The sequence below is a fragment of the Minwuia sp. IMCC3060 genome (assembly GCF_029909435.1).
In the GTDB taxonomy this organism is placed as follows: Bacteria; Pseudomonadota; Alphaproteobacteria; order Minwuiales; family Minwuiaceae; genus Minwuia.
In genome coordinates this window covers 2,159,496-2,172,544 of record NZ_CP123782.1, presented here as the reverse complement: position 1 = coordinate 2,172,544, position 13,049 = coordinate 2,159,496, and the positions used below count along the sequence as shown (strand labels likewise).

At 64.1% G+C, this 13,049-nt stretch carries 14 protein-coding genes; 4 read left to right on the top strand and 10 right to left on the bottom strand.

What is annotated here, in order from left to right; all coding sequences use genetic code 11:
• Positions 1–42: 42 nt before the first annotated feature.
• The 10 genes from QGV54_RS10225 to QGV54_RS10180 all read right to left on the bottom strand — a co-directional run bounded on the left by QGV54_RS10225 (position 43) and on the right by QGV54_RS10180 (position 10,125).
• Complete coding sequence (locus tag QGV54_RS10225) at positions 43–1,443, bottom strand: sigma-54 dependent transcriptional regulator (RefSeq protein ID WP_281019894.1); 1,401 nt, start codon at positions 1,441–1,443, stop codon at positions 43–45.
• Positions 1,444–1,463: 20 nt separating this feature from the next.
• Complete coding sequence (locus QGV54_RS10220; RefSeq protein ID WP_281016937.1) at positions 1,464–2,246, bottom strand: MotA/TolQ/ExbB proton channel family protein; 783 nt, start codon at positions 2,244–2,246, stop codon at positions 1,464–1,466.
• An 18-nt stretch (positions 2,247–2,264) separates the two neighbouring features.
• Positions 2,265–2,621: a flagellar motor switch protein FliN gene (gene fliN, locus QGV54_RS10215; RefSeq protein WP_281016938.1), complete on the bottom strand. Its 357-nt coding sequence runs from the start codon at positions 2,619–2,621 to the stop codon at positions 2,265–2,267.
• Positions 2,622–2,627: 6 nt separating this feature from the next.
• Entirely contained in the window at positions 2,628–3,260 is a 633-nt protein-coding gene (locus tag QGV54_RS10210; protein WP_281016939.1) for a hypothetical protein, read from the bottom strand.
• A gap of 1 nt (position 3,261) precedes the next feature.
• Positions 3,262–4,275, bottom strand: a complete 1,014-nt coding sequence (gene fliG / locus QGV54_RS10205; RefSeq protein ID WP_281016940.1) for a flagellar motor switch protein FliG — start codon at positions 4,273–4,275, stop codon at positions 3,262–3,264.
• Positions 4,276–4,295: 20 nt separating this feature from the next.
• Complete coding sequence (gene fliF, locus QGV54_RS10200; protein WP_281016941.1) at positions 4,296–5,987, bottom strand: flagellar basal-body MS-ring/collar protein FliF; 1,692 nt, start codon at positions 5,985–5,987, stop codon at positions 4,296–4,298.
• A gap of 274 nt (positions 5,988–6,261) precedes the next feature.
• Positions 6,262–6,549, bottom strand: coding sequence for a DUF1153 domain-containing protein (locus tag QGV54_RS10195; protein WP_281016942.1), 288 nt, complete (start codon positions 6,547–6,549; stop codon positions 6,262–6,264).
• A 123-nt stretch (positions 6,550–6,672) separates the two neighbouring features.
• Positions 6,673–8,007 (bottom strand): flagellar hook protein FlgE, encoded by a 1,335-nt coding sequence (locus QGV54_RS10190; protein ID WP_281016943.1) that lies wholly within the window; start codon positions 8,005–8,007, stop codon positions 6,673–6,675.
• A gap of 94 nt (positions 8,008–8,101) precedes the next feature.
• The gene (locus QGV54_RS10185; RefSeq protein WP_281016944.1) at positions 8,102–8,779 is read right to left on the bottom strand and encodes a flagellar hook assembly protein FlgD; all 678 of its coding nucleotides are present in this window, start codon (positions 8,777–8,779) and stop codon (positions 8,102–8,104) included.
• An 11-nt stretch (positions 8,780–8,790) separates the two neighbouring features.
• A complete protein-coding gene (locus QGV54_RS10180; RefSeq protein ID WP_281016945.1) occupies positions 8,791–10,125 on the bottom strand; it encodes a flagellar hook-length control protein FliK in 1,335 nt (444 codons plus the stop codon).
• Between QGV54_RS10180 and QGV54_RS10175 the strand changes: the two genes are divergently transcribed.
• From QGV54_RS10175 to QGV54_RS10160, 4 genes are all read left to right on the top strand, one after another.
• Positions 10,115–10,537: a hypothetical protein gene (locus QGV54_RS10175; RefSeq protein WP_281016946.1), complete on the top strand. Its 423-nt coding sequence runs from the start codon at positions 10,115–10,117 to the stop codon at positions 10,535–10,537. The genes QGV54_RS10180 and QGV54_RS10175 overlap by 11 nt on opposite strands.
• A gap of 8 nt (positions 10,538–10,545) precedes the next feature.
• Entirely contained in the window at positions 10,546–11,151 is a 606-nt protein-coding gene (locus QGV54_RS10170) for a glutathione S-transferase family protein (protein ID WP_281016947.1), read from the top strand.
• A gap of 61 nt (positions 11,152–11,212) precedes the next feature.
• Positions 11,213–11,728, top strand: a complete 516-nt coding sequence (locus QGV54_RS10165) for a PAS domain-containing protein (RefSeq protein ID WP_281016948.1) — start codon at positions 11,213–11,215, stop codon at positions 11,726–11,728.
• Positions 11,729–11,833: 105 nt separating this feature from the next.
• Positions 11,834–13,021 (top strand): ABC transporter substrate-binding protein, encoded by a 1,188-nt coding sequence (locus QGV54_RS10160; RefSeq protein WP_281016949.1) that lies wholly within the window; start codon positions 11,834–11,836, stop codon positions 13,019–13,021.
• Positions 13,022–13,049: the final 28 nt, after the last annotated feature.

Sequence of the window (13,049 nt, the reverse complement as noted above, 5' to 3'; positions counted from 1 at the left end):
CCTCGGATGTCGGAAAGGGGTTTCATGAAGGGCGTTCGGTGATCAGACGGCGTAGCGGCGCATCTCGCCGGGACCGGGCACGGGGATTCCTTCTTCCGTGTAGGCCTTCAGCTTGTTGCGCAGCGTACGGATCGAGATGCCGAGGATGTTCGCGGCATGGGTCCGGTTGCCGAGGCAGTGATCCAGGGTCTCCAGGATCAACTGCCGTTCCACCTCCGCCACCGTGCGACCGACCAGGTTCGCTGCTTCCGCGTCCTCACCCTCCACGGGCAGGGACGAGACAGCGGCCCCACCCGTCGCGGCCGCCACGACGGCGACCGGGGACTGGGTGGCGGCGGGGCGGCTGCCGTCGGGCAGCACGATGGCCATTTCCTCGATCTCGTCCTCGGTGGCCAGCAGCACGGCACGGTGCATGGTGTTTTCCAGCTCACGCACATTGCCCGGCCAGGCGTGGCGCTTCAGAACCGCCAGGGCGCCGGCGGACAGGGGGCGCGGCGGGACGGCATTGGCGTCGGCGTACTTGCGCACGAAGTGGTCGGCCAGCAGGGCGACATCTTCCAGCCGCTCCCGCAGCGGCGGCAGCACCAGGTTGACCACGTTGAGCCGGTAGAGCAGGTCTTCGCGGAAGTTGCCCTGGCGGACTTCCTCGACCAGGTCGCGGTTCGATGTGGCAATGACGCGGATGTCGACCTTCACCGGCTTGGAGCCGCCGACACGGTCGATCTCGCGCTCCTGAATGGCGCGCAGCAGCTTGGCCTGCAGGCGGATATCCATTTCGCTGATCTCGTCCAGCAGCAGGGTGCCGCCGTCCGCTTCCTCGAACTTGCCGACGCGGCGGGTCACGGCACCGGTGAAGGCACCCTTCTCATGACCGAACAGTTCCGATTCCAGCAGGTTGTCGGGGATCGCGGCGCAGTTCACCGCGACGAAGGCCTTGTCGCTGCGACGGCCCTTCTGGTGAATGTGGCGGGCCATGACTTCCTTGCCCGTGCCGCTTTCGCCCGTGATCATGATGCAGGCGTTGGACGGGGCGATCTGGTCGGCCAGCTTCATCACAGCATGCATCCGCTGATCGCGGAACAGCAGGTCGGTATCGTCGTCAGCCACGGCCTTCAGCACCGCCGCGATCAGCTCGGGGTCCGGGGGCAGGGGCACATATTCCTTGGCGCCGCCCTTGATGGCGCGGACGGCGGCGTCCGTGTCGTTTCCGACACCGCAGGCCACGACCTCCAGGTTGATGTGTTCGCTGATCAGCTGGGTGACGAAATCACCGATATCCAGCTTCACGTCCACCATGGCCAGGTCCGCGCCACGTCCGGCGCGAAGCTGCACCAGTGCGTCGCTTACCGTGTTCACATGGGCCACCTTGGCACCATTCTGGATGGCGATCTTGCTGGCTGCACCGAACTGTCCGGACAGGGGACCGACGATCAGAAGTCTCATCTGGTATTCTCCTTTGAGCGTCAGGCTGCGTAGTAGCGGACGCGTTTCAGCGGCGGCAGCAGGCTGTTGATCAGCGCCTCGAGATGGCGCGGGTTTTCCTTGCAACTGATGGAGCGGGCGGCGGCGGCATAGAGGCGGTTCAGCGTTGCCTCCTCCTCCGCGTGATGCTCCAGCTTGGTGGCGAGCGGATGCAGGACCATGTTGGCCAGGATCGCGCCATAGAGGGTGGTCAGCAGGGCCAGGGCCATGGCCGGACCGATCTCCGTCGGATTGTCGAGGCGGCCCAGCATCTGGACCAGGCCCAGCAGGGTGCCGATCAGGCCCATCGCAGGGGCGATCTCGCCCGCGCGGTGCAGGACAGCGGCGCTGAGCTTCTCGCGCTGGACCTGGGAGCCGACATCGTTGCTGAGGATGCGTTCGATCTCCTGCGTCGGCGTGTCGTCGACGACAAGCTGCATGGCCTTGCGCAGGAACGGCTCGTTGCGCTCCCGCTGCAGCCTGGCGGGCAGGGCCAGATGGCCATGACGGCGGGCCTCGTCGGCCAGCTTCACGGCCAGCATCGCCGCTTCGGAGGGGTCGCGCAGGCGGCGGAACATGATCGAGAAGACAGCAGGCAGCGTACGCAGCACATCGCCCAGCGGATAGCTGATCAGGGTCACGGCCAGCGTGCCGCCGAGGACGATCAGCAGGGACGGCAGGTTCAGGAAAGCCCTGAAACCATCCCCCAGCCAGATGACGCCGCCCAGCACGAGGACGCTCGCCACCAGGCCGATCAGCGTTGCAAAGTCAAAGCGTGCGAACATGTTCCACAGCCCCCCGGATCAGCCCCGACTGCCCTTGATGATTTCCGTCATGGTCACGCCGAGACGGTCATCGACGACCACGACCTCACCGCGCGCGACGAGCCGGTTGTTGACGTAGATGTCGATGGCCTCACCGACCTTCCGGTCCAGTTCCACGACCGCGCCCTTGCTGATGCGCATCAGCTGGCTGACCTGCATCCGGGACCGGCCGAGCACTGCCGAAACCTGAACCGGAATATCAAAGACGGTCTCCAGGTCACTGGCAGTACGTGAAATATCCTCATCATCTTCATCGCCACTGGTGGTCGCGACGGCGGTGCCGGTGTTGGCTTCATCCTTGATCTCATTCAGGTCGAGGTTGGTTTCGTCAGCCATCTCGAATTACTCCATTCCGCCGTTCTGGCGTTCGTTCTCGTCAAGGAAACGGTCCACTGCCTCGGCAATCGCTGCCTCGGTTGCGGCATGGTCGCGGCTGGCGCCGCCGTCGGCCCATTCGACGCGCGCGTCCTGGGGGCCCATCGTGTCATCGGGCAGCAGCACCACCCGACCGGCAAAACCGGCACCCGTTGCCATCTGGTCGATGCGGTCGCGCAGGTTGTTCGCCACGGTTTCGGACGTGCGGACCACCAGGCGGGGTTCGTCGCGCAGTTCCTTCAGGCAACCGGTCACCAGACTCTCGATTTCCCGCTCCGGAAAGCGGGTGATCAGGGTCTCGGCGAGACGCCTGCCGATCGCGATGCCGACCTGCGCGGCCTCCCTGGCCTGTCGGGCCTCGATGTCGCCCAGGGTCATCCGGCATTCATCGATGCCGCTGGCGATCATGCCGAGCGTTGCGGAGGCCGCGGCCTCCACCTCCTGCCCGGCAAGCTGGCGCCCGCGCCGCTCGCCCTCGGCCAGGGCCTCGGCGCGTGCGGCGTCCAGGTCGGCAGCCTCATAGACCTCCGCCTTCTGGCGCTTGTGCAGAATGCTGCCACCGGTGTCGAAATCATGATCGAAGAGGAACTTCTCAGCCACGTCAGTACACCAACTCGTCGTCGCCCTTGTTGTCCGCCATCATGATGTCGCCCTTCTGGGCAAGATCCTTGGCGGCATTCACCATCTCCATCTGGGCAGCTTCCACATCACGCAGCCGCACGGGGCCCATGGCCTCCATGTCCTCGCGCAGGATCTTGGCCGCGCGTTCCGACATGTTGGAGAAGAAGAGATCGCGCAGCGTGTCGGAGGCGCCCTTCAGCGCCATGCCCAGCTTGTCCTTGTCCACGACCCGCAGCAGGGTCTGCACACCTGCCGGATCCAGCTTGGAGAGATCCTCGAACGTGAACATCAGCGCCTTGATGCGCTCCGCCGAGTCGCGGTTGCGTTCCTCCAGCGCGGAGACGAAGCGGTTCTCCGTCTGGCGATCCAGATTGTTGAAGATCTCCGCCATCATCTCGTGGCTGTCACGGCGGTTGGTGCGCGCCAGGTTGTTCATGAACTCGATGCGCAGGGTTTCCTCGACCTTGTCGAGCACATCCTTCTGCACCGATTCCATGCGCAGCATCCGCGCCACGACTTCCAGCGCGAAATCCTCCGGCAGGGCCGCAAGCACGCGGGACGCATGGTCGGGCTTGATCTTGGCCAGAACCACCGCGACGGTCTGCGGATATTCGTTCTTCAGATAGTTGGCGAGAACGGTCTCGTTCACGTTGCCCAGCTTGTCCCACATGGTGCGACCGGCGGGGCCGCGAATGTCTTCCATGATCTGCTCGACGCGTTCGCGGGGCAGGGACTTGCCAAGCAGCCGCTCCGCGCTCTCGAAGCTGCCGACCAGCGAACCACCGGCGGACATCTGGTTGGCGAAATCGACGAACAGCCGCTCCACGGTCTCCGACGTCACGGAGCCGAGGTTGGCCATGGTCTGGGAGATTTCCTTCACTTCCTCGTCGTCCAGCATCTCCCACAGGGGTGCCAGGCTCTCGTCGGAAAGCGAGAGGATCATGATCGCGGCCTTCTGGGAGCCGGAAAGGTTGCGATAGTCGAGAACGGCCATTGTCCTGTCCCTTTTCCTGCTCAGCGGTCCTGATAGAGCCATGTGCGAAGGATCGCGACGGCCTCTTCAGGGTGCTTGTTGACGATCTCGGAGATCTTGTTGAGGGAGGATTCCTTCACCCGGCCCTCGACCTGATTGATGTCGATGGACGACTCCCTTTCGGGCAACGCGGTGCCGGAGGGCCGGCTGTCGGACAGGGCAGGCATTGCGCCTGATCCGTCGCCGCCAATGGCGTAATCGCCGCCACTGCCGATACGGGCCTGTCCACCGCCCATCCCGCCTGCGCCTGCCAGGGCGATCGTATCGGATCCGGTATCGAGATTTCCGGCGCTCAGGACGCGGTTCAGCATCGGGCGAACAACCAGCAGCATGACCAGTAGCGCGACGATACCCAGGACAAGGATCTCCGCGACCCGCATGATCTCCGACTTGGTGAATCCGGCGACCGCGAACTCGGGTTCGGCGGCCTCGAAAGAAGTCTCGATGTCCGCGAAGCGAAGGTTGCTGATCGTCACGCTGTCACCGCGATCCTCGTCGTATCCCACGGCGGACTGGACCAGGCGGGTCAGCTCCGCGATCTCGTCCTCCGTCCTGGGGCGATATTCCGCGACACCTTCCGCGTTCGGCTCATAGACACCATCGACCAGCACGGCGACGGAGATCCGGCGCAGCACGCCAGCCTCCCGCACCTGGGTCGTGGTCTCGCGGGTGATCTCGTAGTTGACGGTCTCCTCCGTCGATTCATCCGATGTGGAAATCCTGTCGGAGCCGCCCAGCGCACCGTTCTGGCCCGGAAGGTTGGTGGCGACGGTCACCGCATCCTGCTGGTTGCCTTCGGAGGAGTTGGAGCGTTCCTCGCGGATCTGTGTGGAGCGGACGACCTGGCTGTCCGGGTCATAGCTCTCCCGATTGGTCGTCACGCGGTCATAGTCGATCTCCGCCGCGACCTCGGCCCGGACCCGGCCTGCGCCGATGGTCTGTTCCAGCAGGGTCTCGACCGCGCGCTTGATCCGGCGCTCGTGCCCCTGACGCAGTTCCTGGAGGGCCGTGGGAGCGGTGAGCGGGTCATCGCCATCCTCCAGCGCGCGGGAAAGCAGGTTGCCGCGGCTGTCGACGACGGACACGCGACCCGGCTCCAGCCCCGGCACTGCGGCGGCGGCGAGGTTCTGCACCGCGGCGACCCGGTCGCGACCCAGGTTGCCGCGGGTCTTCAGCATGATGGAGGCGCTGGGCTGCTGGGTCTGGCGGGCAAAGACCTCACGCTTGGGCAGCACCAGGTGCACCCGCGCAGCCTCGACACCGTCGAGGGAGGAGATGGTCCGCGCCAGCTCACCCTCCAGCGCACGCAGCAGGTTGATGTTCTGCACGAAACTGGTGGTGCCCAGTGAATCAGTATTGTCGAAGATCTCGTAGCCGACCGAGCCACCGAGCGGCAGGCCTTCCTCCGCTGCGGCCATGCGCATCCGCGCGACCTGATCGCGCGGGACATAGATCTCGGTGCCGTCCCCACGCAACTCGAACGGGATCTGGCGGCTTTCGAGGATGCCGACGATGCTGCCGGCGTCGCGGGACTCCAGGTCCTTGTAGAGCAGGGCCATGTCCGGTTTGGCCACACGGCTGGCGAGGAAGACGAAGAAGGCAACGACCGAGAGCGTGATACCGGCAATGATGAGCAGCCGGGTCACTCCGAGGTTGCGAAAGATGTCCTGCACGTTGGCACTCCGTGGACAGCGTCTGGGCACAGCGAGGGTCTTCGCTGACAGGCTGACGGTAGTGCCAAGGTCGTAAAGGCAGGGTTAACGCTGGGCAGTAATTGCCGGGTAGGGGGAAATTTTTTCCCGGTTGGTCACCGGGCGAGGGAGCTGGAAGAAAGGGATCAACGAAATCTGGCGAAGGCTGTCTGTATCCGGAAGGGGGCGGCCTTCTGCGCGCCTGGGACCTGTCTTCAGTCGGTCATGTATCCTGGTGTGACTTGTCGTGTTTCCTTCAGGTGTTCACCGTTATGGGGCGGTAATCCTGCAGCCGGGTTGCGCGAAGACCAGCCATTCCGTGCCGTTCCACCGCGCGCTGCCACGAAAGGAATTCTTCCACGGACAGGGTGTAGCGGCGACAGGCGTCTTCCAGCGTCAGCAGACCACCACGAACGGCAATCACGACTTCTGCCTTGCGCCGCGCCACCCAGCGGGTGGTCGAGGGCGGTGGCAAGTCGTCCAGCGTCAGCGGCCGGCCGTCGGGGCCGATCACGCTGGGTCTTGTTTCGTATCGATCTGACATCGGTCCATCCATGTGAGTAGGCGTTTGCGAACGATTCCGAAGATACGGAGTGGCTTTTAATTTTCTTCTAAATCATTTGGTTAACGGAAATCGGGCGGCCAATGACCGCCCGATTTCAACTACTTACCGCTTCAGGTTGACCAACTCGTTCAGCATCTCGTCCGCTGTGGTGATGATGCGCCCGTTGGCCGAGAACGACCGCTGGGTTTCGATCATCAGGGTGAATTCGCGCGTCAGATCGACGGTTGAGCCTTCCACGGCGGAGGCCGCGACCACGCCGGCGCTGCCGGTTCCGGCCTCGTTGAGGCTGAAGTCGCCGGAGTCATTGGTGGCCAGGAAGGCGTTGCCGGTCTTGGCCTCAAGCCCGTTGGCGTTGGGGAAGGTCGCGATGGGAAGCTTGAAGATATCCTCCCGCGTGCCGTTGTCGAACAGGGCGGTGACGATACCGTCGTCACCGATCTGGACTCCGGCAAGGCCGCCGAAGACAGCACCATCGACATCGGAGGAGATGATTCGGGAGGTGCCGTTGAACTGGCTGAGACCATCCGCCTGACCATCGCTGCCGTAGTTCACGGTCAGCACCGAGTCGTCGATACCGAGGTTGCTGTTCCAGGTCACGGTCGGGCTGGTGAGCGCGGCAGTGGAGTTGGCGATGTCCATCGTGCCGTCACTGTTGAAGGCGGTGGTGCCGGACGCGACCAGACCGTTCGGATGGGTCGCGATGTCCACGTCCGCGACAGGCTCGACGTGGACTTCGGTAAACCACTCGTTCGGGGTCGATGACTTCAGATAGCTGAAGGTCATGTTGCGCACGCCGCCCTGGCTGTCAAACATCTGCACGCTGGTCTGGAAATCGGGCTCGAATGTCCCGGCGGCCATGTCACCGGCGACATAGGCACCGACATTCGCGTTGACGGTCTGCGTTGCCTGCAGGTTGGCGCGCAGGTTGATTTCCGACGTGGCCTCGGCTGAACCGGTCAGACCGCGGACATTGACGGTTTCCAGAACAGTCAGGTCGGTACGATTGCTCGGAATGTCGCCGCTTTCGTCAATAGGCCAGCCCTGCAGGAACAGGCCTGCGGTATTGGACAGGTCACCCTCCTCGTTCGGCACGAACTGTCCGGCGCGGGTGAACATGAACTGGCCGGTGGCGACGCCGGGTTCGGCTTCATTGTTCACGACGAAGAATCCATCGCCGCTGATCGCAATGTCGGTGGCGGAGGACGTCTGCTGCAACAGGCCCTGAACGTCGTTGAGCTGCAGGGATTCCGCCCGCACACCACCGGTCGAGAAACCCGTTGCGGCAACGGTCTGGGTGACCAGGGTGGAGAAGGCCGTGCGGCTGGCCTTGTAGCCGACGGTGCTGACGTTCGAGATGTTGTTGGCGATGACGCTCATCGACTGGCTCTGGGCGTTCAGACCTGAGACGCCGGACTGCAGTGCACCAATGATACTCATGTTTCAATTCTCCAGGGAGAGAGTAGGGGAGGCCTTTTGCCCTGAGATTCAGGCCGACCGGCGTTCTGGCGGTTCGGCATGTTCGGTTGCGGTGTCAGGAGGGGGCCGGCACCGAAGAGACGGAAGTCACCTGGTTCACGGGGACGATGTTGCCGCCGACGCGCAGCTGGGCAACGCCGTTGACGATCTCGACCCCCTCCACCAGGCCGCTGGAGCGAACGGTGGAGGCGACGGAAGTGCCATCCTCGTCCGTGGCACCGATGGAGATGCGGTAGTCACCGTCGGGCAGTTCGTTGTCCGCATTGTCGCGTCCGTCCCAGTTGAAGCTGTTCGCGCCCGCTTCGAGGTCATTCAGCTTGGTGCTGAAGACCGCCTTGCCGGTCGAGTTGGTGATCAGGATCGAGACGGTGTCGGCATCATCCTCCAGATCGAACTTCCAGCTCGCCAGACCGTCGGACAGTGTCGCCTGATTGCCGACACCTTCGATGTTCTTGCCGATGAAGCTGACCAGCGCACCCTGCTGCCCGGCCAGGCCGAGCGATGTCAGGGTTTCCAGGTTGTCGTTCGTGGCGATCTGCTGCTCGACACTGGAGAACTGGACGAGCTGTTCGGTGAACTGCTCCGACTTCATCGGTTCCAGCGGATCCTGATTCTGCAACTGGGCGGTCAGCAGCGTCAGAAAGGTGTCGAAATCATCTGCCAGCTTGGCCCCGGCGAAGTCGGCGCCGGAAGCCTGAGGCAGGGTTGAAAGCCCAAGGGCGGACAGATCCATCGTTCTCCTCCTCAGACCTTCACATCGACGCCCGGCCGGTCAATGGCCATGCGTCTGCGACTGTCATTTGCGGATTCTGCGGGCTGATCACTGGCGGCGTGTTCGCTGTCGCCCTGACCGTCGCCGCGACCACCGGTCCCCCGGCCCCCTTCGCCGCCGCGTTCAGCAAAGCTGAAGCTGTCCTTGTCGGTATTGAACCCGGCGTGGGTGAGGGCGCGTTCCAGTTGCTGCACGTCGCGGCGCAGCAGGTCGAGTGTGTCAGCCCGCTCCGCGCTCACGACCGCCTGGACGCGGCCGTCGTGTCCGACCTCCAGCTTCACATCCACCCGGCCCAGTTCGGCGGGCTTGAGCTGGATCTCGATCCGATCGGCACCTTCCTTGGCTGCACGCGTGACATGAACGGCGAGCTGCTGCACCGCGGCGTCAGGCACCTGGGCCTGCGGCACCGCCGTGGCGAGCTGCTGCACGGCAGCGGTACTCTGGACCGCCTGCGGTCCATTGACGGCGGCGACATTGGTCTGGGGCACCTGTTCACCGGCGCCCTGAGATGCCGTCGCAAGTGCGGCGGTCGCGGTGGCCGTTGCGTTGGCACGCGCCGGATCCGCCGCTGCGCCTTCGCGCCCCGCACCCTCGACCGCGCTGATCCGCGCTGCATCTTCCGTGGCAACACCGGAGGCTGCGGGCCGGTCCACGGCGCGGGCGCCGGTGCCAGCTTCGTCAGCCTCGCCAGCCTTCACGGCGCCGGCTTCACCGGATCCGGCCCTTGCCGCTGCCAGCGCTTCCTGTGCAGGGTCCTTCAATGGGGCAGGCGCGGCTGCCGCATCCGTGGCGGTTCCGGTGGCGGCGCCCGTCCGGGAGGCTTCAGCGCCTGGTGTCGCGGTGGTCGGGCCGGCTTCCGCCCCTGATGCGGTCTGCTGACCGGTCACATCGGCCGCAGCAGCCGCAGCGGACTTCTCACCCCCGGTGTTCCCGGTCGGCTTCAGCACTTCGTCGGATGTCACCGCGGCCTCTTCGGTCACATTCGTGCCAGCGGACGCTGACTTCTCGGATGCAGCGACCGTCGCGACGGGGGTTCCGCTGACGACAACGGTCTCGACCTGGTCGGCGACAACCGCGCCCTCGGCCACGGTGGCCTCGGCATTGCTGGTGGTCTCGGAGTCCGCAGCGGCTTCCGCTTCAGCGGCACCTGTCGCGGATCCGGTACCGGCAGACCCGGTGGCCCTTGCACCTTCCTCTTCGGTCCCGGCCTTCGCTTCCGCATTCACCTTTTCCGGCTTCGTCGCCTGGGGGCTGGCGGTCTTCTCGGGTGCATTGGTCTCTGCGGGCTTGTCTTTGGTGCTGACCATCTTTGCGAACTCGGACTTCGATGGCTTATCGGTGCCGTTCGCACGACGGCTGTCGTCATTCGCGGCCCCCATCTGCTGGCTGGCCTTCAGCGCGACCGCCGGGCTGCTGCTGGGGGCGGAGGAGAATACATTCGGCTGCATATTGTTCCCGATCCTGACTTTGGTTCGGGCCAGACTTCGCAAGGCCGGTGCCATGTTGGCCGAGAAAAATATTACTGATAAATCAGATAATTACTGGATCCTGTCGGTGGCGGAGGGAACCCCGGGCCGCCTCATCGGCACAATCTGCCGGGTCATTTGCGTCAGGTTCGTGGTTAAGAAATTCTTCTGCACGCCCCAGAACTTCTCGTTTGCGGGCTGGGGAGCGGCGTCGAAAACTGGCTCCGGGAAGCATGCCGCTTCCACATCATGAGGTGAGAGATGCTGACCCTGTTCGACAATGCTGACTCGGGCAATGCCTACAAGGTCAGGCTGCTGCTTGCCCTGCTCGACATCCCCTACAGGCGTATTGAGATCGACTCGGTGCATGGCGAGACCCGCACCCCCGGGTTCCTGCACCGCAACCCCAACGGCAAGGTCCCGGCGCTGGAACTGGAGGACGGCAGCTATCTCTGGGAATCCAACGCGCTGCTCTGGTATCTGGCGGCAGACAGCGCCTTCCTGCCCGAAGGCCGACGTGACACGGCGGAGGTGCTGCAGTGGATGTTCTTCGAACAGTACAGCCATGAACCCTATGTGGCCGTCCTGCGTGCCTGGGCCCGGCATGGTCCGATCAGCGAGGAACAGCGTCGGCAGATTCCCGCCCGCGAGAAGGAGGGTTACCGCGCGCTCGGCGTCATGGAGGCGCATCTGGATCAGCGGTCCTTCATGGTTGCCGGACAACCGACCATCGCCGACCTGTCCCTCTATGCCTATACCCATGTCGCGTACCAGGGGGGCTTCGACCTCTCCGACTATCCCGCGATCCGTGGCTGGCTGGACAGGATCGCGGCATTGCCCCGCTACGTCACAATGGAGGCGGTCTGACGGACTGCTGCCTGCGCGTATCTTCTTTGACGTCGGGGTGTGACAGGATTACCGTCATCCCATGTCCCGACAAACATCCTATGCGCAGGGCTATGCATCCTACCGGACACTTGATCCGGACTTGAATTTCGAGTTCGAGGCGCTGAGGGATCTGCTGGCACGATGGCATGGCTGGCGCGGCGACCGTGAGATGCCGGCGCGCAAGGATTTCGAGCCGTGGGATCTGAAGGGTCACCTGGGCTGGATCGCGCTGATCGATGTGGAACACGAACCGGAGAGGTTTCGGTTCAAGCTGGTTGGTGCGGACATTGCGACCGGCCTCTCCCGGGACTCCAGCGGAATGTATCTGGACGACGTCTATGGCCCCGAGTTCTACGATACCGCAATCGGCTCCTATCGCTGGAACCTGGAACACCGGAAACCGATCCGGGCGTTCGGCGAGATGGTACATGCGCACAAGGGACATATCCGCTTCGAGAGCCTGGACCTGCCATTCTCCAGTACCGGACGCGAGATCGATCTGATCATGAAACGTGTCCACTATTCGAGCGCGATCAGCCTTGCCGAGGAGGATTGACGATCCGGTTTTCGCTTGACCCCGGCCACGTGAAGTTGAAGCTCTGTCCCTGAGCAGTGACGTGCGCGCAGGCGCATGCACGCAACAGGAATCAGGGAGCATGAAATGCGCAAGATCATGATGGCCTCCGCCGCTATGGCGATGGCTCTGGCGGCAACCACCGCCTCCGCCGAGATCAAGCTCGGCGTTATCATGGGGTTCACCGGACCGATTGAAAGCCTTACGCCGGGGATGGCGGCGGGTGCCGAACAGGCCATGAAGGAAGTAACCGATTCCGGCCTGCTGCTGGATGGCGAAACCGTCACGCCGGTTCGTGGTGACTCCACATGTGTGGATGCGGCTGCCGCGACCGCGGCGGCCGAGCGTCTGATCACGTCCGACGGTGTGGCGGCCATCGTCGGCGCCGACTGTTCCGGCGTGACGACGGCGATTGCCAACAATGTTGCCGTCCCCAACGGGGTGGTGATGGTGTCGCCGTCCGCGACGTCTCCGGCGCTGACCACGATCGACGACAATGGCTATTTCTTCCGGGTTGCCCCGTCGGATGCCCGTCAGGGTCAGGTACTCGCCACCATCGTGAAGGAGCGGGGCGTGAAGAGCGTCGCGATTTCCTACACCAACAATGACTACGGCAAGGGCCTGGCCGACGCCTTCGGCAGCTCCTTCACCGGCATGGGTGGCAAGGTCGAGATCACTGCCGCGCACGAAGATGGCAAGGCGGACTACTCGGCTGAAGTCGCGGCGCTGGCCGCGGCAGGTGCCGACGCACTGGTGGTCTTCGGTTATGTCGATCAGGGCGGCAAGGGCATCATCCAGACCTCTCTCGATACCGGTGCCTATGACATGTTCTTCATGGCGGACGGCATGGTCGGCCAGTCACTGATCGACGCCATCGGCAGTGGCCTGAACGGTTCCGTCGCGACGCTGCCGGGCAGCGACTCTCCGGGTGCCGCGAAGTTCCTGGAAGTCTCCGCTGCCGCGGGCAACGATGGTGACGGCCCGTTCCGGGGTGAGTCCTATGACGCCGCCGCGCTGATCATGCTGGCGATCCAGGCCGCCGGTACGCCGGATCGTGCCGCCATCCAGGCCAAGCTGATGGATGTCGCGAACGCACCGGGTGAGCGCATCTATCCCGGTGAGCTGGGCAAGGCGCTGAAGATTCTCGCCAGCGGTGGCGAGGTCGACTACGTCGGCGCCAGCAATGTCGAGCTGACCGACGTTGGCGAGGCTTCCGGTTCCTACAAGGAGCTCGAAGTCGAGGGCGGCAAGTTCGAAACCAAGTCGATCCGCTGATCCTGGGCCATTCGTGATGCGGGAGGTC

What these genes read in the sequence shown, in the direction of transcription:
- QGV54_RS10225 (WP_281019894.1), bottom strand. Translation starts at nt 1,443, where the DNA reads ATGAGACTTCTGATCGTCGGTCCCCTGTCCGGACAGTTCGGTGCAGCC.
- QGV54_RS10220 (WP_281016937.1), bottom strand. Translation starts at nt 2,246, where the DNA reads ATGTTCGCACGCTTTGACTTTGCAACGCTGATCGGCCTGGTGGCGAGC.
- fliN (WP_281016938.1), bottom strand. Translation starts at nt 2,621, where the DNA reads ATGGCTGACGAAACCAACCTCGACCTGAATGAGATCAAGGATGAAGCC.
- fliG (WP_281016940.1), bottom strand. Translation starts at nt 4,275, where the DNA reads ATGGCCGTTCTCGACTATCGCAACCTTTCCGGCTCCCAGAAGGCCGCG.
- QGV54_RS10195 (WP_281016942.1), bottom strand. Translation starts at nt 6,549, where the DNA reads ATGTCAGATCGATACGAAACAAGACCCAGCGTGATCGGCCCCGACGGC.
- QGV54_RS10190 (WP_281016943.1), bottom strand. Translation starts at nt 8,007, where the DNA reads ATGAGTATCATTGGTGCACTGCAGTCCGGCGTCTCAGGTCTGAACGCC.
- QGV54_RS10185 (WP_281016944.1), bottom strand. Translation starts at nt 8,779, where the DNA reads ATGGATCTGTCCGCCCTTGGGCTTTCAACCCTGCCTCAGGCTTCCGGC.
- QGV54_RS10180 (WP_281016945.1), bottom strand. Translation starts at nt 10,125, where the DNA reads ATGGTCAGCACCAAAGACAAGCCCGCAGAGACCAATGCACCCGAGAAG.
- QGV54_RS10170 (WP_281016947.1), top strand. Translation starts at nt 10,546, where the DNA reads ATGCTGACCCTGTTCGACAATGCTGACTCGGGCAATGCCTACAAGGTC.
- QGV54_RS10165 (WP_281016948.1), top strand. Translation starts at nt 11,213, where the DNA reads ATGTCCCGACAAACATCCTATGCGCAGGGCTATGCATCCTACCGGACA.
- QGV54_RS10160 (WP_281016949.1), top strand. Translation starts at nt 11,834, where the DNA reads ATGCGCAAGATCATGATGGCCTCCGCCGCTATGGCGATGGCTCTGGCG.